Source organism: Streptomyces sp. NPDC054866 (assembly GCF_053610745.1).
The window spans coordinates 169,154-191,151 of sequence record NZ_JBSGZA010000009.1; the positions used below are offsets into that span (position 1 = coordinate 169,154).

At 70.0% G+C, this 21,998-nt stretch carries 20 protein-coding genes; 15 read left to right on the forward strand and 5 right to left on the reverse strand.

What is annotated here, in order from left to right; genetic code table 11:
- Positions 1-5: 5 nt before the first annotated feature.
- Positions 6-971, forward strand: a complete 966-nt coding sequence (locus ACWGI2_RS35545) for a thiamine-phosphate kinase (protein WP_453400973.1) — start codon at positions 6-8, stop codon at positions 969-971.
- 2 nt (positions 972-973) lie between these two features.
- Positions 974-1,774, forward strand: coding sequence for a bifunctional hydroxymethylpyrimidine kinase/phosphomethylpyrimidine kinase (gene thiD, locus ACWGI2_RS35550; protein WP_453699963.1), 801 nt, complete (start codon positions 974-976; stop codon positions 1,772-1,774).
- 112 nt (positions 1,775-1,886) lie between these two features.
- On the opposite strand, the gene rpmB is transcribed toward thiD, so the two are convergent.
- Entirely contained in the window at positions 1,887-2,072 is a 186-nt protein-coding gene (gene rpmB / locus ACWGI2_RS35555; protein ID WP_160507429.1) for a 50S ribosomal protein L28, read from the reverse strand.
- 218 nt (positions 2,073-2,290) lie between these two features.
- Between rpmB and ACWGI2_RS35560 the strand changes: the two genes are divergently transcribed.
- The 9 genes from ACWGI2_RS35560 (at position 2,291) to mutM (ending at position 11,484) form a co-directional block, all read left to right on the forward strand.
- Positions 2,291-3,982 (forward strand): DAK2 domain-containing protein, encoded by a 1,692-nt coding sequence (locus tag ACWGI2_RS35560; protein WP_453699964.1) that lies wholly within the window; start codon positions 2,291-2,293, stop codon positions 3,980-3,982.
- 83 nt (positions 3,983-4,065) lie between these two features.
- Positions 4,066-6,276: an ATP-dependent DNA helicase RecG gene (recG, locus tag ACWGI2_RS35565; protein ID WP_453699966.1), complete on the forward strand. Its 2,211-nt coding sequence runs from the start codon at positions 4,066-4,068 to the stop codon at positions 6,274-6,276.
- A gap of 95 nt (positions 6,277-6,371) precedes the next feature.
- Positions 6,372-6,965, forward strand: coding sequence for a 16S rRNA (guanine(966)-N(2))-methyltransferase RsmD (gene rsmD, locus ACWGI2_RS35570; protein WP_160507432.1), 594 nt, complete (start codon positions 6,372-6,374; stop codon positions 6,963-6,965).
- Between the two features lie 26 nt (positions 6,966-6,991).
- A complete protein-coding gene (gene coaD / locus ACWGI2_RS35575; protein WP_453700122.1) occupies positions 6,992-7,471 on the forward strand; it encodes a pantetheine-phosphate adenylyltransferase in 480 nt (159 codons plus the stop codon).
- A 98-nt stretch (positions 7,472-7,569) separates the two neighbouring features.
- A complete protein-coding gene (locus ACWGI2_RS35580) occupies positions 7,570-8,646 on the forward strand; it encodes a cell division initiation protein (RefSeq protein WP_453400968.1) in 1,077 nt (358 codons plus the stop codon).
- Between the two features lie 118 nt (positions 8,647-8,764).
- Positions 8,765-9,460 carry a YceD family protein gene (locus ACWGI2_RS35585; protein ID WP_453699967.1) on the forward strand — a complete coding sequence of 232 codons (696 nt, stop codon included), beginning with the start codon at positions 8,765-8,767 and terminating at the stop codon, positions 9,458-9,460.
- Positions 9,461-9,462: 2 nt separating this feature from the next.
- On the forward strand, positions 9,463-9,636 hold the full coding sequence (rpmF, locus tag ACWGI2_RS35590; RefSeq protein WP_003965982.1) for a 50S ribosomal protein L32: 174 nt from the start codon (positions 9,463-9,465) through the stop codon (positions 9,634-9,636).
- 7 nt (positions 9,637-9,643) lie between these two features.
- Positions 9,644-10,507, forward strand: a complete 864-nt coding sequence (rnc, locus tag ACWGI2_RS35595) for a ribonuclease III (RefSeq protein ID WP_453400966.1) — start codon at positions 9,644-9,646, stop codon at positions 10,505-10,507.
- Positions 10,508-10,620: 113 nt separating this feature from the next.
- On the forward strand, positions 10,621-11,484 hold the full coding sequence (mutM, locus tag ACWGI2_RS35600) for a bifunctional DNA-formamidopyrimidine glycosylase/DNA-(apurinic or apyrimidinic site) lyase (RefSeq protein WP_453400965.1): 864 nt from the start codon (positions 10,621-10,623) through the stop codon (positions 11,482-11,484).
- On the opposite strand, the gene ACWGI2_RS35605 is transcribed toward mutM, so the two are convergent.
- Together ACWGI2_RS35605 and ACWGI2_RS35610 are read right to left on the reverse strand one after the other, a co-directional pair.
- Positions 11,454-11,858 carry a winged helix-turn-helix transcriptional regulator gene (locus ACWGI2_RS35605; RefSeq protein ID WP_453699969.1) on the reverse strand — a complete coding sequence of 135 codons (405 nt, stop codon included), beginning with the start codon at positions 11,856-11,858 and terminating at the stop codon, positions 11,454-11,456. The two genes, mutM and ACWGI2_RS35605, sit on opposite strands and share 31 nt — an antisense overlap.
- A gap of 81 nt (positions 11,859-11,939) precedes the next feature.
- Positions 11,940-12,881 (reverse strand): CAP domain-containing protein, encoded by a 942-nt coding sequence (locus tag ACWGI2_RS35610; RefSeq protein WP_453700123.1) that lies wholly within the window; start codon positions 12,879-12,881, stop codon positions 11,940-11,942.
- A 132-nt stretch (positions 12,882-13,013) separates the two neighbouring features.
- Between ACWGI2_RS35610 and ACWGI2_RS35615 the strand changes: the two genes are divergently transcribed.
- The 4 genes from ACWGI2_RS35615 (at position 13,014) to ACWGI2_RS35630 (ending at position 19,364) form a co-directional block, all read left to right on the forward strand.
- Positions 13,014-13,295 (forward strand): acylphosphatase, encoded by a 282-nt coding sequence (locus ACWGI2_RS35615; protein ID WP_453400963.1) that lies wholly within the window; start codon positions 13,014-13,016, stop codon positions 13,293-13,295.
- A 384-nt stretch (positions 13,296-13,679) separates the two neighbouring features.
- Positions 13,680-13,883, forward strand: a complete 204-nt coding sequence (locus ACWGI2_RS35620; RefSeq protein ID WP_135333243.1) for a hypothetical protein — start codon at positions 13,680-13,682, stop codon at positions 13,881-13,883.
- A 271-nt stretch (positions 13,884-14,154) separates the two neighbouring features.
- Positions 14,155-17,721 carry a chromosome segregation protein SMC gene (gene smc, locus ACWGI2_RS35625; protein ID WP_453699970.1) on the forward strand — a complete coding sequence of 1,189 codons (3,567 nt, stop codon included), beginning with the start codon at positions 14,155-14,157 and terminating at the stop codon, positions 17,719-17,721.
- Positions 17,722-17,912: 191 nt separating this feature from the next.
- Positions 17,913-19,364 (forward strand): sugar porter family MFS transporter, encoded by a 1,452-nt coding sequence (locus ACWGI2_RS35630; protein WP_453700125.1) that lies wholly within the window; start codon positions 17,913-17,915, stop codon positions 19,362-19,364.
- Between the two features lie 44 nt (positions 19,365-19,408).
- Here ACWGI2_RS35630 and ACWGI2_RS35635 read toward each other — a convergent pair whose 3' ends face one another.
- Both ACWGI2_RS35635 and ACWGI2_RS35640 read right to left on the reverse strand, forming a co-directional pair.
- Positions 19,409-20,389, reverse strand: coding sequence for an LLM class flavin-dependent oxidoreductase (locus ACWGI2_RS35635; RefSeq protein WP_453400960.1), 981 nt, complete (start codon positions 20,387-20,389; stop codon positions 19,409-19,411).
- Positions 20,390-20,480: 91 nt separating this feature from the next.
- Positions 20,481-21,920 carry a purine-cytosine permease family protein gene (locus ACWGI2_RS35640; protein ID WP_453699971.1) on the reverse strand — a complete coding sequence of 480 codons (1,440 nt, stop codon included), beginning with the start codon at positions 21,918-21,920 and terminating at the stop codon, positions 20,481-20,483.
- Positions 21,921-21,998: the final 78 nt, after the last annotated feature.

The window sequence follows — 21,998 nt, forward strand, 5'->3', positions numbered from 1 at the left end:
TCCCGGTGAAGGGAACCGTCGGCGAGTTGGGGGAGTTCGGGCTCATCAGGGAACTCACATCCCGGCTCACCTCCACCCCGGCCGTCCGGCTCGGTCCTGGCGACGACGCCGCCGTCGTGTCGGCTCCCGACCGCAGGGTCGTGGCGAGCACCGACATCCTCCTGGAGGGGCGGCACTTCCGCCGCGACTGGTCGACCGCGTATGACGTGGGCCGCAAGGCCGCCGCGCAGAACCTCGCGGACATCGCCGCCATGGGCGCCGTACCGACCGCGCTCCTGCTCGGCCTTGTCGTGCCCGCCGAACTCCCCGCCAGCTGGCCCACGGAGCTCATGGACGGCCTGCGGGACGAATGCCAGGTCGCGGGAGCGGCCGTCGTGGGCGGCGATGTCGTACGGGGTGACACGATCACCGTCGCGATCACCGCGCTCGGCGATCTGCGCAACCACGAGCCGGTCACCCGCGCGGGCGCTCAGCCCGGCGATGTCGTCGCCGTCACCGGCTGGTTGGGCTGGTCCGCAGCCGGGCACGCGGTGCTCTCGCGCGGCTTCCGCTCGCCCCGCGCCTTCGTGGAGGCCCACCGCAGGCCCGAACCGCCGTACCACGCGGGCCCCGCGGCCGCGGGACTCGGCGCCACCTCGATGACGGACGTGAGCGACGGCCTGATCGCCGACCTCGGCCACATCGCCGAGTCGAGCAAGGTGCGCATCGACATCCGCTCCGGAGACGTCGACGTGCCCTCCCAGATGAACGACATCGGCCAGGCCGTCGGCGTCGACCCGCTGCAGTGGGTGCTCAACGGCGGCGAGGACCACGCGATCGTGGCGACGTTCCCGCCGGACGTGAAGCTGCCCGCCCGCTGGAAGGTCATCGGTGAGGTACTCAACCCCTCGGCCTTGCCGCAGGTGACGGTGGACGGGGCGCCCTGGACCAGCAAGGGCTGGGACCACTTCGGCGACAACCTGGAGGACTGAGCATGACTGTGCCCCCACGTGTCCTGACCGTCGCGGGATCCGACTCGGGCGGCGGCGCGGGCATCCAGGCCGACTTGAAGACGATGCTGGCACTCGGCACGCACGGCATGAGCGTCGTCACGGCCGTCACCGCGCAGAACTCCCTCGGCGTACAAGGCTTTTGGGAGCTGCCGGTGGACGCGGTGCGGGCGCAGTACCGCAGCGTCGTCGACGACATCGGCGTACAGGCCGTCAAGACCGGCATGCTCGCCTCTGCCGAACTGGTCGAGGCGGTGGCCGAGTTGATCGCGGGGACCGACGCCCCCTCGGTCGTCGACCCGGTGGGCGTCTCCAAGCACGGCGACTCGCTCCTGGCCGCATCGGCGCTCGACTCCGTACGGACGAAGCTGCTGCCCGTCGCCACGGTCGCGACCCCGAACCTCGACGAGGTCGCACAGCTCACGGGCGTCCAGGTCGAGTCCGAGGACGGGATGCGGCGGGCGGCGGCGGCCCTCCTGGCGTACGGCCCGCGATGGGCGCTCATCAAGGGCGGCCACCTCCGGGGTGACGCGGTGGACCTGCTCACCGACGGCTCCGACGAGCACTGGCTGCGCGCGCCCCGCCACGACAACCGCCACACGCACGGCACGGGCTGCACCCTCGCGAGCGCCATCGCCTCGCACCTGGCCAAGGGTCTGCCGGTGCCGGAGGCCGTCGCGGCGGCGAAGGAGTACGTGACCGGGGCGATCGCGGCCGGGTTCGCGCTCGGCGGCGGGATCGGGCCTGTGGATCATGGCTGGCGATTCCGGGGCCAGGGCCAGTAAGTACTGGCGGGCTTTTGCGGGCCCACGAGGCACACAGGGCACACGAAAGAGCCGGTCCCCCGAGGGGGACCGGCTCTTTCAGCAACCAGCTAGGTGGCCGCGCTTACTTGCGTCAGCGCGAGACCTTGCCGGCCTTGATGCACGAGGTGCAGGCGTTGAGCCGCTTCGGCGTCCCGCTGACCACGGCACGAACGCGCTGGATGTTCGGGTTCCAGCGACGGGACGTACGGCGGTGAGAGTGCGAGATGTTGTTGCCGAAGCTCGGCCCCTTGCCGCAGACGTCGCAGTTGGCAGCCACGGGTCACTCCAAGACTTCAGATGCACTTACGGTTAATCCCGGCATGCCGGGATCAGTGCAATGATCGTGGGTGGCGTTGCCAGGAGGAATGGCCCGATGGGTATCGGGCAACCGGAGCAGCATACAACGACTGCTTCGATAGAACGAAACTACCATGTCTCGCCCCGGCCCCGCCCCGGGCCCTTCGCCCTTCCCGGTCTACGCTGCGTCCATTCCGGATGCCCTTAGGAGGCGAGCAGGTGCCGCAGAACCTCGACGCCGTCGCGGTGCGCGCCTGGTGCGGCCTCGCTCTGGACGCCCTGGGACGGGCCCGCGAGGAGATCGACGCGATCAACGTCTATCCGGTCGCGGACGGGGACACCGGAACCAACCTCTACCTGACCGTGGAATCCGCGTCCCAGGCGGTCGACGCGGTCTTCACTGGCCTGGAGCCCGCCCGCCCCTCGCTGGCCGAGGCCGCGCGGGCGATGGCGCACGGCGCGCTGATCGGGGCCCGCGGGAACTCGGGCACGATCCTGTCGCAGCTGCTGCGGGGCATGGCGCAGGTCCTCGGCGCCGACCGTGACACTGATCACGCCGACAGCCGGGCGCTGGCGCTCGCGCTGCGGAGGGCCGCCGAGTCCGCCTACCAAGCGGTGGCGCACCCCGTCGAGGGCACGGTCCTGACGGTGGCCGCCGCCGCTGCCGACGCGGCGTCCGCTGCGGCTTCTGGGGCCTCTGGCGTCGACGGCGACGGCGACTGCGGGGCGGTGGCGCGGGCCGCGTACGACGGTGCGTGCCGGGCGCTGGACGCGACGCCGGAGCAGCTCGCGGTGCTCGGCCGCGCGGGAGTGGTGGACGCCGGGGGGCGCGGGCTCGTGGCGGTGCTCGGGGCGCTCGTGGAGGTCCTGTCGGGCGAGACGGTGCTCCGGAGGACGGCCTCGGCTTCGGGCGGCCACGCGCGCGTGGAGCCCATCGAGTGCCAGGACACCCCTGCCGACGCCGCGGCCCCGGCCTTCGAGGTCATCTACCTCCTGGAGGCCGACGATACGGCCGTCGCGCGGCTGCGGACACGGCTTGACGGGCTCGGGGACTCACTCGTCGTCGTCGGCGGTGACGGGCTGTGGAACGTCCACGTCCATGTGGACGACGCCGGCGCCGCCGTCGAGGCGGGCGTCGAGGCCGGGCGGCCCCACCGCATCCGCATCACCCACTTCGGAGTGGGCGACGCGCACACCGCGGGCGCCGTACAGCCGCCCAGGGAGCGGGTGCAGCGCGGGATCGTCGCCGTCGTACCGGGGGAGGGGCTCGCCGGTCTCTACGCCGATGCCGGTGCGACCACCGTGCCCACGCGCCCCGGGGAGCCGCCCGCCAGCGGAGAGCTCGTCGACGCCATCCGGCGGGCCCACGCGCGCGAAGTGGTGCTCCTGCCGAACGATGCCGAGCTGCGCCACACCGCGGCCGCCGCGGCGGAGCAGGCCCGCACCGAAGGGGTGCGGGTCGCGCTGATCCCGACCCGGTCCGCGGTCCAGGGCATCGCGGCGCTCGCCGTGCACGAGCCGGACCGCCGCTTCGACGAGGACGTCGTCGCGATGACCTCGGCGGCAGGCGCGACGCGGTACGCCGAACTGGCCGTCGCCGAGCGGCAGTCGTGGACCATGGCGGGCATCTGCCAGGCAGGGGACGTCCTCGGCCTGATCGACGGCGACGTCGCGCTGATCGGCGACGACACCACGCGCACCGCACGCTCCGTCCTCGACCGGATGCTGGCGGCGGGCGGCGAGATGGTCACGCTGGTGCTCGGCGACGACGTGCCGGACAGCCTCGGCGACGACCTGGAGAAACATGTGCGCGAGGCGCATCTGGCGGTCGACACGGTGGTCTACCGCGGCGGACGCCAGTCGGCGCTGCTCCTGATCGGCGTCGAGTAGCCGCCGCCTTCGGCCTCCTGACCAGCAGCCCTGACCAGCGGATTTCGGGGACGTACGCCGAATTGTCAGTGGCGTGGTGTGCAATGGATCTCGTGCCCGCGCTCGAAGAACCCCTGAAGAAAGTGGTCGGTCCCGCCACCGCGAAGGTGATGGCCGAGCACCTGGACCTGCACACCGTCGGCGACCTGCTGCACCACTACCCGCGGCGGTACGCGGAGCGGGGCGAGCTCACACGCCTCGCCGACCTGCCGCTGGACGAGCACGTCACGGTGGTCGCCCAGGTTGCGACGGCGCGCATCCTGACGTTCAACGGCGGCAGGGGCCAGCGCCTCGAAGTGACGATCACCGACGGCAGCGGCCAGCTCCAGCTGGTCTTCTTCGGTCGGGGCATCCACAAGCCGCACAAGGACCTGCTGCCGGGCACACGCGCGATGTTCGCGGGCAAGGCATCCGTCTTCAACCGCAAGATGCAGCTCGCCCACCCGGCGTACGAACTCCTCAAGGGCGACTCCGACAACGCCGACGAGGCGGTCGACTCCTGGGCAGGCGCCCTCATCCCGATCTACCCGGCCACCGCCAAGCTGGAGTCCTGGAAGATCGCCAAGTCCGTCGACGCGGTCCTGCCGAGCGCCCAGGAAGCCGTCGACCCGCTGCCGCCGAGCCTGCGCGACGGCCGGGAGCTGATCCCGCTCCCCGAAGCGCTCCTGAAGATCCACCGCCCGCAGACCAAGGCGGACATCGAATCCGCCCGCGCCCGCCTGAAGTGGGACGAGGCCTTCGTCCTCCAGGTGGCCCTGGCCCGCCGGAGGTACGCGGACGCGCAGCTCCCCGCCATCGCCCGCCGCCCCCGCGCGGGCGGCCTGCTCGACGCCTTCGACGCCAAGCTGCCCTTCACCCTCACCGAGGGCCAGGAGAAGGTCTCCAAGGAGATCTTCGACGACCTGGCGACCGAGCACCCCATGCACCGTCTCCTCCAGGGCGAGGTGGGCAGCGGTAAGACGATGGTGGCCCTGCGCGCCATGCTCGCCGTCGTGGACGCGGGCGGGCAGGCCGCGATGCTCGCGCCCACCGAGGTCCTCGCCCAGCAGCACCACCGCTCGATCACCGAGATGATGGGCGACCTTGCCGAGGGCGGCATGCTCGGCGGCTCGGACCAGGGCACGAAGGTCACGCTGCTCACCGGCTCCATGGGGGTGGCGGGCCGGCGCCAGGCCCTGCTCGACCTGGTCACCGGCGAGGCAGGGATCGTCATCGGCACGCACGCGCTGATCGAGGACAAGGTCCAGTTCCACGACCTGGGCCTGGTCGTCGTGGACGAACAGCACCGCTTCGGGGTCGAGCAGCGCGACGCCCTGCGCGGCAAGGGCAAGCAGCCCCCGCACCTCCTGGTCATGACGGCCACGCCCATTCCGCGCACGGTCGCGATGACGGTCTTCGGCGACCTGGAGACCTCGGTCCTCGACCAGCTCCCCGCGGGCCGTTCACCGATCGCCAGCCACGTCGTCCCGGCCGAGGACAAGCCCCACTTCCTGGCACGCGCGTGGGAGCGCGTGCGCGAGGAGGTCGAGAACGGCCACCAGGCGTACGTGGTCTGCCCCCGGATCGGCGACGATGTCGACGAAGCCGCCGACCCGAAGAAGGCCAAGAAGAAGGCCGAGGAGGAGGCCACCGCCGAGAAGCGGCCCCCGCTCGCCGTCATCGAGGTCGCCGAGCAGCTCGCCCGCGGCCCGCTGAGCGGCCTGAAGGTCGAGATCCTGCACGGCCGCATGCAGCCCGACGACAAGGACGCGGTGATGCGCCGCTTCGCCGCGGGCGAGACCCAGGTCCTGGTCGCGACGACGGTCATCGAGGTCGGCGTGAACGTCCCGAACGCCACCGCGATGGTGATCATGGACGCGGACCGCTTCGGCGTATCGCAGCTGCACCAGCTGCGCGGCCGCGTCGGCCGTGGCTCGGCCCCCGGCCTCTGCCTCCTGGTCACCGACATGCCCGAGGCGAGCCCGGCCCGCGCCCGCCTGGCAGCCGTGGCCGCCACGCTCGACGGCTTCGAGCTCTCCCGGATCGACCTGGAGCAGCGCCGCGAGGGTGACGTACTGGGCCAGGCGCAGTCCGGTGTCCGCTCCAGCCTGCGCATGCTCGCGGTCATCGAGGACGAGGAGATCATCGCCGAGGCCCGCGAGGAGGCCGTGACGGTGGTGTCGAACGACCCGGAGCTTGAGCACCTGCCCGAGCTGCGCACCGCCCTGGACGCCCTCCTCGACGACGAACGCGAGCAGTACCTCGACAAGGGATGACCAGGAGGCGATAAGGGCTGACAGGCAGGAGCGGCACCGGGGCTGAGAGACTGAGGCCGGATCTTCCGCACGTTCGTTCACCGACAAGGACTCAGATGACCCGCGTGATCGCCGGAGTGGCCGGCGGACGTCGCCTCGCCGTCCCGCCAGGAAACGGCACACGGCCCACGACCGACCGCGCACGCGAGGGCCTGTTCTCCACCTGGCAGGCCCTGCAAGGCACGCTGGAGGGGGCACGCGTCCTCGACCTGTACGCCGGGTCCGGAGCCATCGGCCTCGAAGCGCTCTCGCGCGGCGCGGGCCACGCCCTGCTCGTCGAGGCCGACGCCCGAGCGGTGCGCACCGTCAGGGAGAACGTGAAGTCGATCGGCCTGCCCGGCGCCGAGGTCAGGGCGGGCAAAGCGGCCCAGATCGTCCAGGGCGGCGCCCCCACGACCCCGTACGACCTGGTCTTTCTCGACCCTCCGTACGTCGTCACCGATGACGATCTTCGCGAGATCCTGCTCACACTCCGCGCGGGGGGCTGGCTCACGGACGACGCGCTCGTCACCGTTGAACGCAGTACCAGAGGCGGAGAATTCGGCTGGCCCGACGGCTTTGAAGCACTGAGGTCCCGTCGCTACGGCGAAGGCACGTTTTGGTACGGTCGCGCCGCCTCTACGTGCGACGACTCAGTGATCGCGCCATGACCGGACCGGAGAGCGAGGGACTCACGTTGCGCCGCGCCGTCTGTCCGGGGTCGTTCGACCCCATCACCAATGGACACCTCGACATCATCGCCCGCGCCTCCAGGCTCTACGACGTGGTGCACGTCGCGGTGATGATCAATCAGTCGAAGCAGGGTCTGTTCACCGTCGACGAGCGGATCGAGCTGATCCGCGAGGTGACCGCCGACTTCGGGAACGTCGAGGTCGAGTCCTTCCACGGCCTCCTCGTCGACTTCTGCAAACAGCGCGACATCCCGGCCATCGTCAAGGGTCTGCGCGCGGTCAGCGACTTCGACTACGAGCTGCAGATGGCCCAGATGAACAACGGCCTCTCGGGTGTCGAGACCCTCTTCGTGCCCACCAACCCCACCTACAGCTTCCTCTCCTCCTCGCTGGTCAAGGAAGTGGCCGCCTGGGGCGGCGACGTCGCCCACCTGCTGCCACCGGTGGTCCACGAGGCGCTCACCGAGCGCCTCGGCAAGAAGTGACGCACTGACAGCCCGTCACCCGGTGTCGGACGGCCGCCGACTGGCCTTACAGTCGTGCCGTCCGTCTCCAATCAGCTGTAGAGAGTGGCGAGCACACGGTGGACGTGCAGAAGAAGATCGACGAGATCGTCGAGGCGGTCGGCAGCGCCCGGTCCATGCCCATGTCGGCCTCGTGCGTGGTCAACCGCGCCGATCTGCTGTCGATGCTCGAAGAGGTGCGCCAGGCGCTGCCCGGCTCCCTCGCCCAGGCCCAGGAGCTCATCGGCGGCCGCGAGCAGCTCGTCGAGCAGGCGCGCCAGGAGGCGGACCGGATCATCGAGACCGCGCACGCCGAGCGCGGTTCGCTGATCTCCGACACGGAGGTCGCCCGCCGCTCCCAGGGCGAGGCCGAACGCATCCTCGCCGAGGCCAGGCAGGCAGCCGACGAGGTCCGCGTCGAGGCCGACGACTACGTGGACAGCAAGCTGGCCAACTTCGAGGTCGTCCTCACCAAGACCCTCGGCTCCGTCGGCCGCGGCCGCGAGAAGCTCCTCGGCACGGGCCCCGGCCTCGACGAGCAGGGTTACGAGGACGAGGACGCCCCGCAGCGCAGCCACGACCCCGAGACGCTGCGCCGGGACGCGGACGCGTACGTCGACGCCAAGCTCGGCGCCTTCGAGGCGGTCCTCGCCAAGACCCTGGAGGCGGTCGGCCGGGGCCGCCAGACCCTGCACGGCCGTGCGCCCGCCGACGACCTCGCGGGCCTCGCCGAGGGCCTCGCTTCCCAGGCGCACACCACGGACGCCGAGTACCTCGCGGGCCTCACCGACCCCACGGCGCCCGCGGCCCCCGCCCCGGCGGCCGCCGCCGCCCCGCAGCCTCCCCAGGCGCCCCCGCAGATCCCCGCGCAGCAGCCGTACGCCCCGCCCCAGCAGGAGCCGGACCCGTACGCGTACCAGCAGCAGGACCAGTACGCGTACCAGCAGCAGTACGCCCAGCAGGACCCGTACGGCTACCAGCAGCAGGATCCGTACGGCTACCCGCAGCAGGGATACGACCAGACCCAGCAGCAGGGGTACGGGGACCCGCAGCAGCAGCACCAGCAGCAGGCCCCCGGCGTGCTCGACGAGACCAGCCTCTTCGACACCGGCATGATCACGGCGGAGCAGCTGCGCCAGTACGAACAGGGCCGCTAGCGCCCGGTCCGCGGTCCTCCCGGGACCGGATTGGGCCGAGAGCGAAAGGTCCAGTATCCTGGCTCTTCGGTCGCGCGTACGTCCGCGATCCAGGCTGCCCGGCTAATGAGCGAAGCTCATGACGGGGGCGGTCTCCTTGAACTTCCAGGATTCGAAAGCAGGAAAAGCCCTGAGTGCTCGCCTTGACCACCGAAACCCACTCGTGTTCGACACACACGAGCTGGGTCGGCGTCCCGGTGCGCAGCAGCGGCTGACCCGTTCCGTCGAGGCCCCCGGTTCTCCGGGTGTCTTCGGCATCGAAGGGGTCATCGGAGTGCCGGCAGGTGCTCCGGTCGAGCTGGAGATCCGTCTTGAGTCGGTCATGGAAGGGGTGCTTGTCACAGGCACCGCCCGTGCGTCGGCCGAGGGGGAGTGCGTAAGGTGTCTGGAGCCGCTGAAGCTTGAGGTGGAAGCGGACTTCCAGGAGATGTTCTCGTACCCTGACGCCGACGACCGGGGCCGCGCAGCGGAACCGGCCGACGACGCCGAGGACGACGAGGACACGCTCTATCTCGAGGACGGCTTGTTCGACCTCGAGCCCGTGCTGCGTGACGCGGTAGTGCTCGCACTGCCGATGCAGCCGGTGTGCCAGGACGACTGTCCGGGCCTGTGTTCCCAGTGCGGAGCGCGGCTCGCGGACGACCCGGAGCACCACCATGACGCCGTCGACATTCGTTGGGCGGCATTGCAGGGACTCGCCGGGACCATCCAGGACGGCGAGAAGGACGACGTGAGCGGCGCCGAAGCCGGCGTCGACGAGAAGCAGGAGAAGTAGCCGTGGCTGTTCCGAAGCGGAAGATGTCGCGCAGCAACACGCGCCACCGCCGGTCGCAGTGGAAGGCTGCGGTCCCCACTCTGGTTTCGTGTGAGCGTTGCCAGGAGCCGAAGCTGCAGCACATCGCGTGCCCGAGCTGCGGCACGTACAACAAGCGCCAGGTCCTCGAGGTCTGAGCGGCTGGTGAGAGGCACCGTGTCTAGCCACAAGATGGCGGAAGACGCCAACGCTGAAAAGGCTGCAAACGCCAAGAAGCAGGCGGAAAACACGGCCTCGTCCCACACGCTTTTGGAAGGGCGGCTCGGGTACAAACTCGAGTCCGCCCTTCTGGTGCGTGCACTGACCCACCGTTCGTACGCGTACGAGAACGGCGGTCTGCCGACGAATGAACGGCTCGAGTTCCTCGGGGACTCGGTGCTCGGTCTCGTCGTCACGGACACGCTCTATCGCACCCACCCCGACCTGCCCGAAGGCCAGCTGGCCAAGTTGCGGGCCGCGGTGGTCAATTCGCGTGCGCTGGCGGAGGTCAGTCGTGGCCTCGAACTCGGCTCCTTCATCCGGCTCGGCCGGGGCGAAGAGGGTACGGGTGGCCGGGACAAGGCCTCCATCCTCGCCGACACCCTTGAAGCGGTGATCGGCGCGGTCTATCTGGACCAGGGTCTGGACGCGGCGGGCGAGCTGGTGCACCGGCTCTTCGACCCGCTGATCGAGAAGTCCTCGAACCTGGGAGCGGGCCTGGACTGGAAGACCAGCCTCCAGGAGCTCACCGCCACCGAGAGCCTCGGCGTTCCCGAGTACCTCGTCACGGAGAGCGGCCCGGACCACGAGAAGACCTTTACTGCTGCCGCCCGCGTCGGAGGCGTCTCGTACGGCACCGGCACCGGCCGCAGCAAGAAGGAAGCGGAGCAGCAGGCCGCGGAGTCCGCGTGGCGCGAGATTCGCGCTGCCGCGGATGAGCGGATCAAGGCGGCGGAGGTTACCGCCGCCGCGCCGGCTGCTCCCGCTGCCGCGGAGGTTGATGGGGCCGCTGAAGCCTCGTCTGCCTGACCGTTGTTCTAGTGTTTGGTGCCGGTCGCCCTCTGGGTGGCCGGCACCAGCCATTTCGCCGCTTCGCGGCATTTTTCCCGCCCACCCACCCGTTTACCCCGGAGTGAATCCCCGTGCCCGAGCTGCCCGAGGTCGAAGTTGTCCGGCGCGGTCTTGAGCGGTGGGTGGCTCATCGGACCGTCGCCGATGTCGAGGTGCTGCATCCGCGCGCCGTGCGGCGGCACCTCGCCGGCGGTGACGACTTCGGGCTCCGCCTCAAGGGCCACCGGGTCGGTACGGCGATGCGGCGCGGGAAGTACCTCTGGCTGCCCGTCGAGGACAGCGGCACCTCGATCCTCGCCCATCTCGGCATGAGCGGGCAGCTGCTCGTCCAGCCCCAAGAGGCGCCCGACGAGAAGCACTTGAGGATTCGGATGCGGTTCGCCGACGCGCTCGGCACCGAGCTGCGCTTCGTCGACCAGCGGACCTTCGGCGGGCTTTCGCTGCACGCGACCACCCCGGACGGGCTCCCTGACGTCATCGCGCACATCGCACGCGACCCGCTCGACGAGCAGTTCGACGACGCGGCCTTCCACACCGCGCTGCGCCGTCGCCGTACGACGATCAAACGTGCCCTGCTCGACCAGTCGTTGATCAGCGGCGTCGGCAACATCTACGCGGACGAGGCCCTTTGGCGGGCGAAGCTGCACTACGAGCGCCCCACCGCCACGTTCACGCGCCCGCGCACGGCCCAACTCCTGGGCCACGTACGGGACGTGATGAACGCCGCCCTCGCCGTCGGCGGCACCAGCTTCGACAGCCTGTACGTGAACGTGAACGGCGAGTCCGGGTACTTCGAGCGGTCGCTCGACGCCTATGGACGTGAGGACGAGCCGTGCCGCCGCTGCGGTACGCCGATGCGCCGGCGCCCTTGGATGAACCGCTCCAGCTACTTCTGCCCGCGCTGTCAGCGGCCGCCGGCCGTCCGCTCGTCGTAGCGCTCGCGGGCTTCGATCACGCCGTCCATCCTGCCCTCCACGAAGTGGATGAGGCCCATCAGACGGTCGGTGATCTCCCGTCCCAGCGGGGTGAGTTGATAGTCCACGCGCGGCGGATTGGTGGGCTGCGCGTCGCGGTGGACCAGGCCGTCGCGCTCCAGCGCGTGCAGCGTCTGGGACAGCATCTTCTCGCTCACGCCGTCGACCCGGCGGCGCAGTTCGTTGAAACGGAACGTGCCGTCGTGCAGCGCGCCCAGGGTCAGCGCGCCCCAGCGTCCGGTGACGTGCTCCAGGGTGCCGCGCGAGGGGCACAGCTTGGAGAACACGTCGTACGCCATGTCCGCGCCGTTCTCGGCCTGAGCGGTGGAATCCATACGGACAGCGTACTCCTGCACAGTGCTAGCTCACGGGTAGCGCTAACCAGGAGTTAGTGCGCGCTGCGAGTCGAAGTCCTGCTAGAAGCCGAAGTCCTGCGTCCACCAGGGGCCGCCCGGCGCGAAATGCGCGCCGACGCCCAGGGTTTTGTAGTCGCAGTTGAGGATGTTCGCCCGGTGGCCGGCGCTGTTCATCCAGGCGTCCATCACGGACTGGGCATTGGCCTGGCCCCGGGCGATGTTCTCGCCGCCCAGGTCCGATATCCCGGCCTTCTCGGCGCGGTCCCACGGAGTCGCGCCGTCCGGGTCGGTGTGGTCGAAGAAGTCGCGCTCGGCCATGTCCGCGCTGAAGTCCCCGGCGAGCGAGGCCAGCGCGGCGTCGCCGCTCACGGGGGAGCAGCCCACCTTGGCCCGCTCCTGATTGACCAGGGTGAGCACATCCGCCTCGGCCACGCTCTCGGCAGACGGCGACTTCGATCCGGCGGCCGGCGGGGCCTTGGGCTTCTCGGAGGGGGTGCGCGAGGGGCTCGGGGGCTTCGTCTTCTTCTTCTCGTCGGTCTTAGGCGCTGTGGGCGCCTTGGACGACGGCTTCTTCGACGGCTCCGCCGAAGGCTTCTCGGTGGACTGCGAGGGGGAGGGGGCCGGAGCGTCGGGGCGGTCGGAGCCGCGGCTCGGCGGGGCCGACTCGCGCTCGGCGGTGCCGGTGTCGCCGCCCTGGGGCGCGACCTCGCTGGGAGTGGTGGCGGCACGGACCTTGTTCGAGTCGCCGCCTCCGCCGAGGGAGTAGTTCTCAGCGCCGGGGACCAGACCGGAGGCGACGACCACGGCGCCCATCGCCACAGCCGCGGACACACCGAGCAGGCCGGTGCGCACCGGGGTGGCGCGGCGGCCCCTGTGGCGGTGTGACACGGTGGCGGGGCGGGGCTCCGGGGCGCCGGCGTACTCGCCCGCGTATGTGTCGGAGACCCCAGTGGCGCGGCCGGTGGCGGCTGCCCCTGCGCCGGAGCGTCGGTGGCGTCCCATCTCCTGGCCTTCCTCGTCCTCAGCGGTCAACGTGGCTCACCCATACGAGTGAGGCTCATCGAGTCGGGACTGTACGCGATGGCGCATGGGGACGAAGTGCTCCGAGAGCAATTGGCCGGTTAGCGTGCACCCATGAACGAAGAAGTCAGAGTCACGGCGTGGGTGCGTGGCCAGGTGCAAGGCGTGGGTTTCCGCTGGTTCACGCGGGCCAAGGCTCTGGAGATCGGGGGCCTGAGTGGTTTTGCTCTCAATCTGGAGGACGGCCGTGTGCAGGTCGTCGCCGAGGGTCCCCGCGCGGGTGCCCAGGGACTGCTCGACTGGCTTCGCGAGGGCGACACACCCGGCCGCGTCGACGGCGTCACTGAGATCTGGGACACTCCGCGCGGCATCTACGAGACGTTCGCGATTCGCTGACGGAGGGCTGCCGGGCGGGGCCGCTCCGATGTGGCCGTGGCAACTGCCCGGGGCAGAAAACGCCTGGTGGTTGCCAAGAACGTCCCGCCGTGGCAGGCTCCCAGGTGAAGGAAGATCGACACGCCCTCAGGGCCCCGCAGCAGAGGCAGCGCCGCCGTTTCCACGGCCGCAGACCCCCGGGTTGCCCGCCAATACGGGGCGTGATCGTGTTGACCGTCAAACTTTTTGGTGAGACTCTGGAAGCCCCGCGCACCTTAGCTGTTTGGCATGTGAGAACGGCCCGCAAGACCCAGCAAGAAACAACGAGTGCCAAGCACCGCGGGTGCGATTCCCTCACGACCCACACCGCTTCGGTCGGTCACTCATTGTGGAGGACCATCCATCATGGCAAAGGCGCTTCTCGGTTACGTCGGCGGTTCCGACCCGCGACTTCTCGCCGAGATGCGACGGCTCCAGCAGCGCGTCCAGGACCTGGAATCTGAGCTCGTGAAGATCCAGGCCGAGAACGACGCGCTCGCGGCTGCCGCTTCTCACGAATCGCTCCTGGAGAGCATCGACGTACCCCAGGCGGAGCCTGCGCTCACCTGACCACCACCTTCAGTAAGGCGCTCACCTCACACGACCTCGCGTAACGCTTGATCACGTCACGCATTCTCCCGGTCCGTGGGATGCCTGTTAACGCACGTGGTCAGGCTGCCCTGTCAGCCGCTTGTCCAGATCTGCAAGGGACGCTTCGGCGTCCCTTCTTTCTTGTCGCCGCTTGTTGCCGCTTGTCGCCGCGTGTGTCGCTTCCTTTACCGTCTGATGTGCCCTGCATCTTCCTGGGTGAAACGGTCAGTGAAAGGTAGAGTCCGGCGGCGTGCACCTCAAGGCCTTGACACTGCGCGGTTTCAAATCCTTCGCGTCGGCGACGACGCTGAAGTTCGAGCCGGGCATCACCTGCGTCGTCGGACCGAACGGCTCCGGCAAGTCCAATGTCGTGGACGCGCTGTCCTGGGTCATGGGCGAGCAGGGTGCCAAGTCGCTGCGCGGCGGCAAGATGGAGGACGTCATCTTCGCCGGCACCACCGGGCGCCCGCCGCTCGGCCGCGCGGAGGTTTCCCTCACCATCGACAACTCCGACGGCGCCCTGCCCATCGAGTACGCCGAAGTCACCATCACGCGCATCATGTTCCGCAACGGCGGCAGCGAGTACCAGATCAACGGGGACACCTGCCGGCTGCTCGACATCCAGGAACTGCTCTCCGACTCCGGCATCGGGCGCGAGATGCACGTCATCGTCGGCCAGGGCCAGCTCGACGGCGTACTGCACGCCGACCCCATGGGCCGCCGCGCCTTCATCGAGGAGGCCGCGGGCGTCCTCAAACACCGCAAGCGCAAAGAGAAGGCCCTGCGCAAGCTCGACGCGATGCAGGCCAACCTCGCCCGCGTCCAGGACCTCACCGACGAGCTGCGGCGCCAGCTCAAGCCGCTCGGCCGGCAGGCCGCCGTGGCGCGCAGGGCCGCCGTCATCCAGGCCGATCTGCGCGACGCCCGGCTGCGGCTGCTCGCCGACGACCTCGTACGCCTGCGGGACGCGCTGCGCACCGAGATCGCCGACGAGGCGGAGCTCAAGCGGCGCAAGGACACCGCCGAGGCCGAGCTGAAGAAGGCGCTCCAGCGGGAGGCCGAGCTGGAGGACGAGGTGCGCCGCCTCACGCCGCGGCTCCAGCGGGCGCAGCAGACGTGGTACGAGCTGTCGCAGCTGGCCGAGCGGGTGCGCGGCACGGTGTCGCTGGCCGACGCCCGGGTGAAGAGCGCGACGGCCGCGCCCCCCGAGGAGCGGCGTGGCCGTGACCCCGAGGACATGGAGCGCGAGGCCGCGCGGATCCGCGAGCAGGAGGCGGAGCTGGAAGCCGCCCTGGAGGCCGCGGAGCACGCCCTGGAGGACACGGTCGGCCACCGTGCCGATCTGGAGCGGGAGCTCGCGGTCGAGGAGCGCCGCCTCAAGGACGTCGCGCGGGCCATCGCCGACCGGCGTGAAGGGCTCGCGCGGCTGAACGGCCAGGTCAACGCCGCGCGCTCGCGGGCGGGCTCCGCGCAGGCCGAGATCGACCGGCTCGCCGTGGCGCGTGACGAGGCGGGGGAGCGCGCGGTCACCGCCCAGGAGGAGTACGAGCAGCTGAAGGCGGAGGTCGACGGGCTCGACGCGGGCGACGCGGAGCTCGGCGAGCGGCACGACGAGGCGAAGCGTTCCCTCGCGGAGGCCGAGGGTGCGCTGACCGCGGCTCGGGAGGCGGCGACCGCCGCCGAACGCAAGCGGGCCGCGGTCGCCGCCCGGCACGAGGCGCTCGCGCTCGGCCTGCGCCGCAAGGACGGGACCGGGGCGCTGCTCGCCGCCAAGGACCGCCTCACGGGGCTGCTCGGTCCGGCGGCCGAGCTGCTCTCGATCGCTCCGGGGTACGAGGTCGCCGTCGCGGCGGCGTTCGGTGCCGCCGCTGACGCGATCGCGGTGACCACACCGGCGTCGGCGGCGGAGGCCATCCGGCTGCTGCGCAAGCAGGACGCGGGGCGGGCAGCACTGCTCCTTGCGGGGGCTCCTGAGGACGGTGCCCCGGGTGACGTACGGCCAGCGGGCTCCGACGGGCCGCCCCTGGTCGCCGAACTGGTGCGCGGGCCTGCTGAGTTGATGCCGTCGGTGCGGCGGTTGCTGCGGGGGATGGTCGCCGTCGGCACGCTGGAGGATGCCGAGGACTTCGTCTACGCACACCCGGAGCTCACCGCCGTCACCACCGAAGGCGACCTGCTCGGGGCGCACTTCGCGCAGGGCGGTTCCGCCGGGGCGCCGAGCCTTCTCGAAGTACAGGCATCCGTCGACGAAGCGGCGGCCGAGCTGGAACAACTCGCCGAGCAGTGCGACGAGTTGGCGCGCGCCCAGCAGGATGCGGGAGAGCGGCGCAAGGAGGTGGCCGCGCTCGTCGAGGAGTTGGGGGAGCGCAGGCGCGCCGCCGACCGGGAGAAGTCCGCCGTGGCACAGGAGTTGGGCGCGCTCGCCGGGCAGGCGCGTGGCGCCGCGGGCGAGGCCGAGCGCAGTGCGGCCGCCGCGGCCAAGGCTCAGGAGGCGCTGGACAAGGCGGTCGAGGACGCCGAGGAACTGGCCGAGCGGCTCGCGGTGGCCCAGGAGGCTCCGGTCGAGGAGGAGCCCGACACTTCCGTACGCGACCGGCTCGCCGCCGATGGGGCCAATGCCCGGCAGACCGAGATGGAGGCCAGGCTCCAGGTGCGTACGCACGAGGAGCGGGTCAAGGGGCTCGCGGGGCGCGCCGATTCGCTCGACCGGGCCGCGCGCGCCGAACGCGAGGCACGCGCGCGTGCCGAGCAGCGCAAGGCCCGGATGCGGCACGAGGCCGCGGTCGCCGAGGCCGTCGCCCGTGGCGCGCGGCAATTGCTTGCGCACGTGGAGGTCTCCCTCGTACGGGCGCAGGAGGAGCGCGGCGCCGCCGAGCGCGCCAAGGAGGCGCGGGAGCGGGATCTCGCCGCCGAGCGTGGCCAGGGGCGCGACCTCAAGGCGGAGCTCGACAAGTTGACGGATTCAGTCCACCGCGGCGAGGTACTCGGTGCCGAGAAGCGGCTGCGGATCGAGCAGCTGGAGTCCAAGGCGCTGGAGGAACTCGGTGTGGAACCGGCAGGGCTCGTCTCCGACTACGGCCCCGACCAGCTCGTGCCGCCCTCCCCCGCGGCCGAGGGCGAGGAGCTTCCCGACGACCCGGAGCACCCGCGCAACAGGCCCGTGCCGTACGTCCGCGGTGAGCAGGAGAAGCGGCTGAGGTCAGCCGAACGGGCGTACCAGCAGCTCGGGAAGGTGAACCCGCTAGCGCTTGAGGAGTTCGCCGCGCTTGAGGAGCGCCACAAGTTCCTGAGCGAGCAGCTGGAGGACCTGAAGAAGACGCGGGCCGATCTCCTGCAAGTGGTGAAGGAGGTCGACGAGCGTGTCGAGCAGGTCTTCACCGAGGCCTACCGGGACACCGCCCGTGAGTTCGAGGGCGTCTTCTCGCGGCTCTTCCCGGGCGGCGAGGGACGGCTCATCCTGACCGATCCCGACAACATGCTCGCTACGGGAGTCGACGTCGAGGCGCGCCCGCCGGGCAAGAAGGTCAAGCGGCTCTCGCTGCTCTCCGGCGGCGAGCGCTCGCTGACCGCCGTCGCGCTGCTCGTCTCGATCTTCAAGGCGCGGCCGAGTCCCTTCTATGTGATGGACGAGGTCGAGGCCGCGCTCGACGACACCAACCTGCAGCGGCTCATCCGCATCATGGAGGAGCTGCAGGAGGCCTCGCAGCTCATCGTGATCACGCACCAGAAGCGGACGATGGAGGTCGCCGACGCGCTGTACGGCGTGTCCATGCAGGGCGACGGCGTCTCGAAGGTGATCAGTCAGCGGCTTCGGTAGCCCTTCACCAGCCCACCTCCATACCTTCAAGACTTGAACGAAGCTCACTACACGGGTACCTGAAATTCACAGGAACCCAGGTATTGACTTCGAAACTTGAAGGCATAGTCTCTGCAACGTTGCTTTTACCTTCAGGTGGTGGGCGGCGTGAAGTTGTGCGCCACTTGAAGTGCTCACCCCCACCCCCGGCGATGTTGCCGGTGGCCCGAGGAGTCCATGTGACCAGCACAACGAAGGCGCCGCAGCCCGAAGGCAGAGAGGCCAGGCCGGACCATCTCGGCCATGTCATCTTCATCACGGCGGCCGCCGCCATGGGCGGCTTCCTCTTCGGCTATGACAGCTCCGTGATCAACGGCGCGACCGTCGCCATCCAGCACCGGTTCGACGTCGACGCGAACATGCTCGGCTGGATCATCGCCACCGCGCTGCTCGGCTGTGCCGTCGGTGCCGCGGTCGCCGGGCGCATCGCCGACCGCATCGGCCGCATCCGCTGCATGCAGATCGCTGCCGTCCTCTTCGCGGCGAGCGCCGTCGGATCCGCCCTGCCGTTCGCGGCGTGGGACCTGACGATGTGGCGCTTCATCGGCGGCATCGGCATCGGCATGGCCTCCGTCATCGGCCCGGCCTACATCGCCGAGGTCGCCCCGCCCGCGTACCGAGGCCGGCTCGCCTCCTTCCAGCAGGCCGCGATCGTCATCGGTATCGCCGTGTCGCAGCTGGTCAACTACGGCATCCTGAAGCTGGCGGACGACGACCAGCGCGGCAAGCTGATGGGCCTCGAAGCCTGGCAGCTGATGCTCGGCGTCATGGTCATCCCGGCCGTCCTGTACGGCGTGCTCTCCTTCGTCATCCCCGAGTCGCCGCGCTTCCTGATCTCGGTCGGCCGTGACGTCGAGGCGAAGAAGGTGCTCGGCGAGGTCGAGGGCACCAAGATCGACCTGGACGCGCGCGTCGCCGAGATCGAGGAGGGCATGCGCCGCGAGCACAAGTCCTCGTTCAAGGACCTGCTCGGCAAGGTCGGCTTCCTGCCGATCGTCTGGATCGGCATCGGGCTCTCGGTGTTCCAGCAGCTCGTCGGCATCAACGTGATCTTCTACTACTCGAACCAGCTGTGGCAGTCGGTCGGCCAGGACCCGAGCAGCTCGTTTCTGTACTCGTTCGAGACGTCGATCGTGAACATCGTCGGCACGGTCATCGCGATGATCTTCGTCGACCGCATCGGCCGCAAGCCGCTGGCCATCATCGGCTCCGCCGGCATGGCGCTCGCGCTCTTCACCTGCGCCTGGGCGTTCTCGTACCGCTCGGGCACCGGCGACAACGTCACGCTGCCGAACGCGCAGGGCGTCACCGCGATCGTCGCCGCCAACTTCTTCGTGCTCTTCTTCGCCCTCTCCTGGGGCGTCGTGGTCTGGGTCCTTCTCGGCGAGATCTTCCCCAACCGGATCCGCGCCGCCGCCCTCGGTGTGGCCGCGTCGGCCCAGTGGCTCGCCAACTTCGCGATCACCAAGACGTTCCCGAGCATGTCCGAGTGGAGCCTGACCGGCTCGTACATCATCTACGGCGCCTTCGCCGTGATCTCGATCCCCTTCGTCATGAAGTTCGTCAGAGAGACGAAGGGCAAGACCCTGGAGGAGATGGGCTAATCCCCGCTGCCCCTCCTCTGAGGAAGCTGCCCCGGTTCAAGGACCTATTCCTTGAGCCGGGGCAGTACGTTTTCGCAGAAGTGGTGCAGGCTGCGCCATCCCTCGTCGACCGGCATCCCTCCGGAGAGCGGATGCAGTACGAGATTGGCGGCGCCGCCCCGCACGTACGCCACGCACTCGTCGGGCGTGAGGACGCGGTAGACACCCTCGGCGCGCAGCTCCTCGACCGTGGTGGCGGCGGACTTCACCGCCGAGCGGATGTCCTTGGACTGCCAGGAGGCGTAGGTGCGCGCCTCGTGCAGGAAGTGCTCGCCGTGCTCCGCCCAGGCGCGGTCCGGGTCGTCCGCGATGTGCAGGAGCGGGGTCTCGGCGGCGGGCATCATCGTCCAGCCCTCGGTGCCGTACTCCGCGAGGCGTTCGTTGTAGTACGCCTCCAGGTCCGGCAGATGGGCGCTGGGGAAGAACGGCAGGCCGAGCCGGGCCGCGCGGCGGGCTGCCGCCTGCGAGGAGCCGCCGACCAGGAGCATCGGATGCGGCTGGGTGAACGGGCGCGGCGTGACGCGCGCGGTGCGGCCGCGGAACTCGAAGGGCTCGCCCGTCCACGCCTGCAACAGGGTCTCCAGGAGCTCGTCCTGGAGCTTGCCGCGCCGCTTCCAGTCGACGCCGAACGCCTCGTACTCCTCGGGCCGGTAGCCGATCCCCGCCACCGTCACCAGGCGCCCGCCGCTGAGCAGATCGAGTACGGCGATGTCCTCGGCGAGGCGCAGCGGATCGTGCAGCGGGCCGATGATCGCGGAGACGGTGACCGCGATGCGGCGGGTCGCGCCGAAGACCGCGCCGGCGAAGGTGAAGGGCGAGGGCAGCCAGTTGTTGCCGACGCCGTGGTGTTCCTCGGTCTGCACGGTGGAGATGCCCCGGTCGTCGGCGTACGTGGCCATCTCCAGGGCGGCCTTGTAGCGCTCGCTCAGCGAGGCGGGTGTCGCGTCCGGATCGACGAGGTTGAAGCGTACGACTGTGACGGGCATGGAAAACGTCCCCCTTCACCGTGGGCGGGCGAAGAGGGACGTTAGATGACGCGGTGTCAGATGGCCAGGGTACGGGGGCAGTTGTTCCGGATCAGGCCGAGATCAGCTCGGTCTCGCCCTTGCCCTCGGGCGCCTCGACGGCCGGGGTCCTCGGAAGCACCGCGTACAGCGCGGCCGCGATGAGGATCGTGGCCAGCCAGCCCAGGCCGTTGCGGCCGATCCAGGAGGTGGCGAGCGGGCCGGCGAACCAGTCGACCTTCGTGAAGAGCAGCCCGACCACCAGGGCGATCGCCCACGCCGTCATGGCCTGCCAGGCGAATCCCGCCTTGTACCAGTAGGCGCTGGTGCGCTTGGTGTCCATCAGGGCTTCGCCGTCGTACGTCTTCCTGCGCAGCATGTCGATGCCGAAGACGCCGATCCAGGCGGAGAAGGCGACCGCGAGCAGGGTCAGGAAGGAGATGAACGAACCGATGAAGCTGGTGGCCACGTTCATCAGGAGGTAGCCGAAGATCAGGCTGATGAGGGCGTTGATGGACACGGCCCATGTGCGCGGGACCTTGATGCCGAGCGTCATCGCGGTGAAGCCCGCGGAGTACATCGACATCGAGTTGATCAGGAGCATGCCGATCAGGGCCATCAGGAGGTACGGCACCGCGATCCACGTGGGAAGCAGCTTGCCGAGGAAGGAGACCGGGTCCGAGGCCTCCGACAGGCTCGGCGTGCTGACCGCCATGACCGCGCCCATCAGGACCATCGGTACGACGACGATGCCGGCGCCGCCGATGGCGTTGCCCACCAGGGCCTTGTTCGAGGCCTTGCGCGGGAGGTAGCGCGTGAAGTCCGGGCCGGTGGGGACCCAGCTGATGCCGCCGGCGGCGATCACGCCGATACCCGCGATCATCGCCGCGGTGGAGCCCGCGGACTGTGAGAAGACGTCCGACCAGGGGGTGTTGGCCACCAGGTAGACCAGGACGAGGACGCTGAACGCGCCGAAGAGGTACGTCGCCCAGGTGTTGCAGACGTGCAGGACCTTGCGGCCCAGGCCGCTGATCACGAACGTACAGGCGACGAAGATGATCAGCGTCACCACGGTGAGCCACGTGCTGGACTTCACGCCGAAGCAGATGTCCAGGACGGTGATGATCGCGTACGCGCCCGTCACCGCGTTGATCGTCTCCCAGCCCCAGCGGGCGACCCAGATCAGCGAGCCCGGGAAGAGGTTGCCGCGCTGGCCGAAGACGGCGCGCGAGAGCGTCATGCCGGGGGAGCCGCCGCGCTTGCCCGAGATGGAGATCAGACCGACCATGCCGTAGCTCAGGACCGGTGAGACGAGGGCGACGACCAGGGCCTGCCAGAAGTTGAGGCCGTTGGTCACGATGAGACCGGCGCCCATGGTGAGCAGCAGGACGCTGATGTTGGCCGCGACCCAGGTGGGGAACAGCTCGCGGGTGCGGCCGGTGCGCTCGGAGTCGGGGACGGGCTCGAGGCCGCGTGTCTCCAGGGCGCCTTCGGTTTCGGCGGTGGTGCTCATGGGGTGGGTCCGTGCCTCTCGCTCGGATCGCAACGCCGCGATCCGTCCGTGGGGGTGATCGCGTTGGACTCTACGCGC

Coding starts and splice junctions, on each gene's coding strand:
- thiD (WP_453699963.1), top strand. CDS start 974: ATGACTGTGCCCCCACGTGTCCTGACCGTCGCGGGATCCGACTCGGGC.
- ACWGI2_RS35560 (WP_453699964.1), top strand. CDS start 2,291: ATGCCCTTAGGAGGCGAGCAGGTGCCGCAGAACCTCGACGCCGTCGCG.
- recG (WP_453699966.1), top strand. CDS start 4,066: ATGGATCTCGTGCCCGCGCTCGAAGAACCCCTGAAGAAAGTGGTCGGT.
- rsmD (WP_160507432.1), top strand. CDS start 6,372: ATGACCCGCGTGATCGCCGGAGTGGCCGGCGGACGTCGCCTCGCCGTC.
- ACWGI2_RS35585 (WP_453699967.1), top strand. CDS start 8,765: ATGACGGGGGCGGTCTCCTTGAACTTCCAGGATTCGAAAGCAGGAAAA.
- ACWGI2_RS35605 (WP_453699969.1), bottom strand. CDS start 11,858: ATGGATTCCACCGCTCAGGCCGAGAACGGCGCGGACATGGCGTACGAC.
- ACWGI2_RS35610 (WP_453700123.1), bottom strand. CDS start 12,881: ATGGGACGCCACCGACGCTCCGGCGCAGGGGCAGCCGCCACCGGCCGC.
- ACWGI2_RS35615 (WP_453400963.1), top strand. CDS start 13,014: ATGAACGAAGAAGTCAGAGTCACGGCGTGGGTGCGTGGCCAGGTGCAA.
- ACWGI2_RS35620 (WP_135333243.1), top strand. CDS start 13,680: ATGGCAAAGGCGCTTCTCGGTTACGTCGGCGGTTCCGACCCGCGACTT.
- ACWGI2_RS35630 (WP_453700125.1), top strand. CDS start 17,913: ATGTTGCCGGTGGCCCGAGGAGTCCATGTGACCAGCACAACGAAGGCG.
- ACWGI2_RS35635 (WP_453400960.1), bottom strand. CDS start 20,389: ATGCCCGTCACAGTCGTACGCTTCAACCTCGTCGATCCGGACGCGACA.
- ACWGI2_RS35640 (WP_453699971.1), bottom strand. CDS start 21,920: ATGAGCACCACCGCCGAAACCGAAGGCGCCCTGGAGACACGCGGCCTC.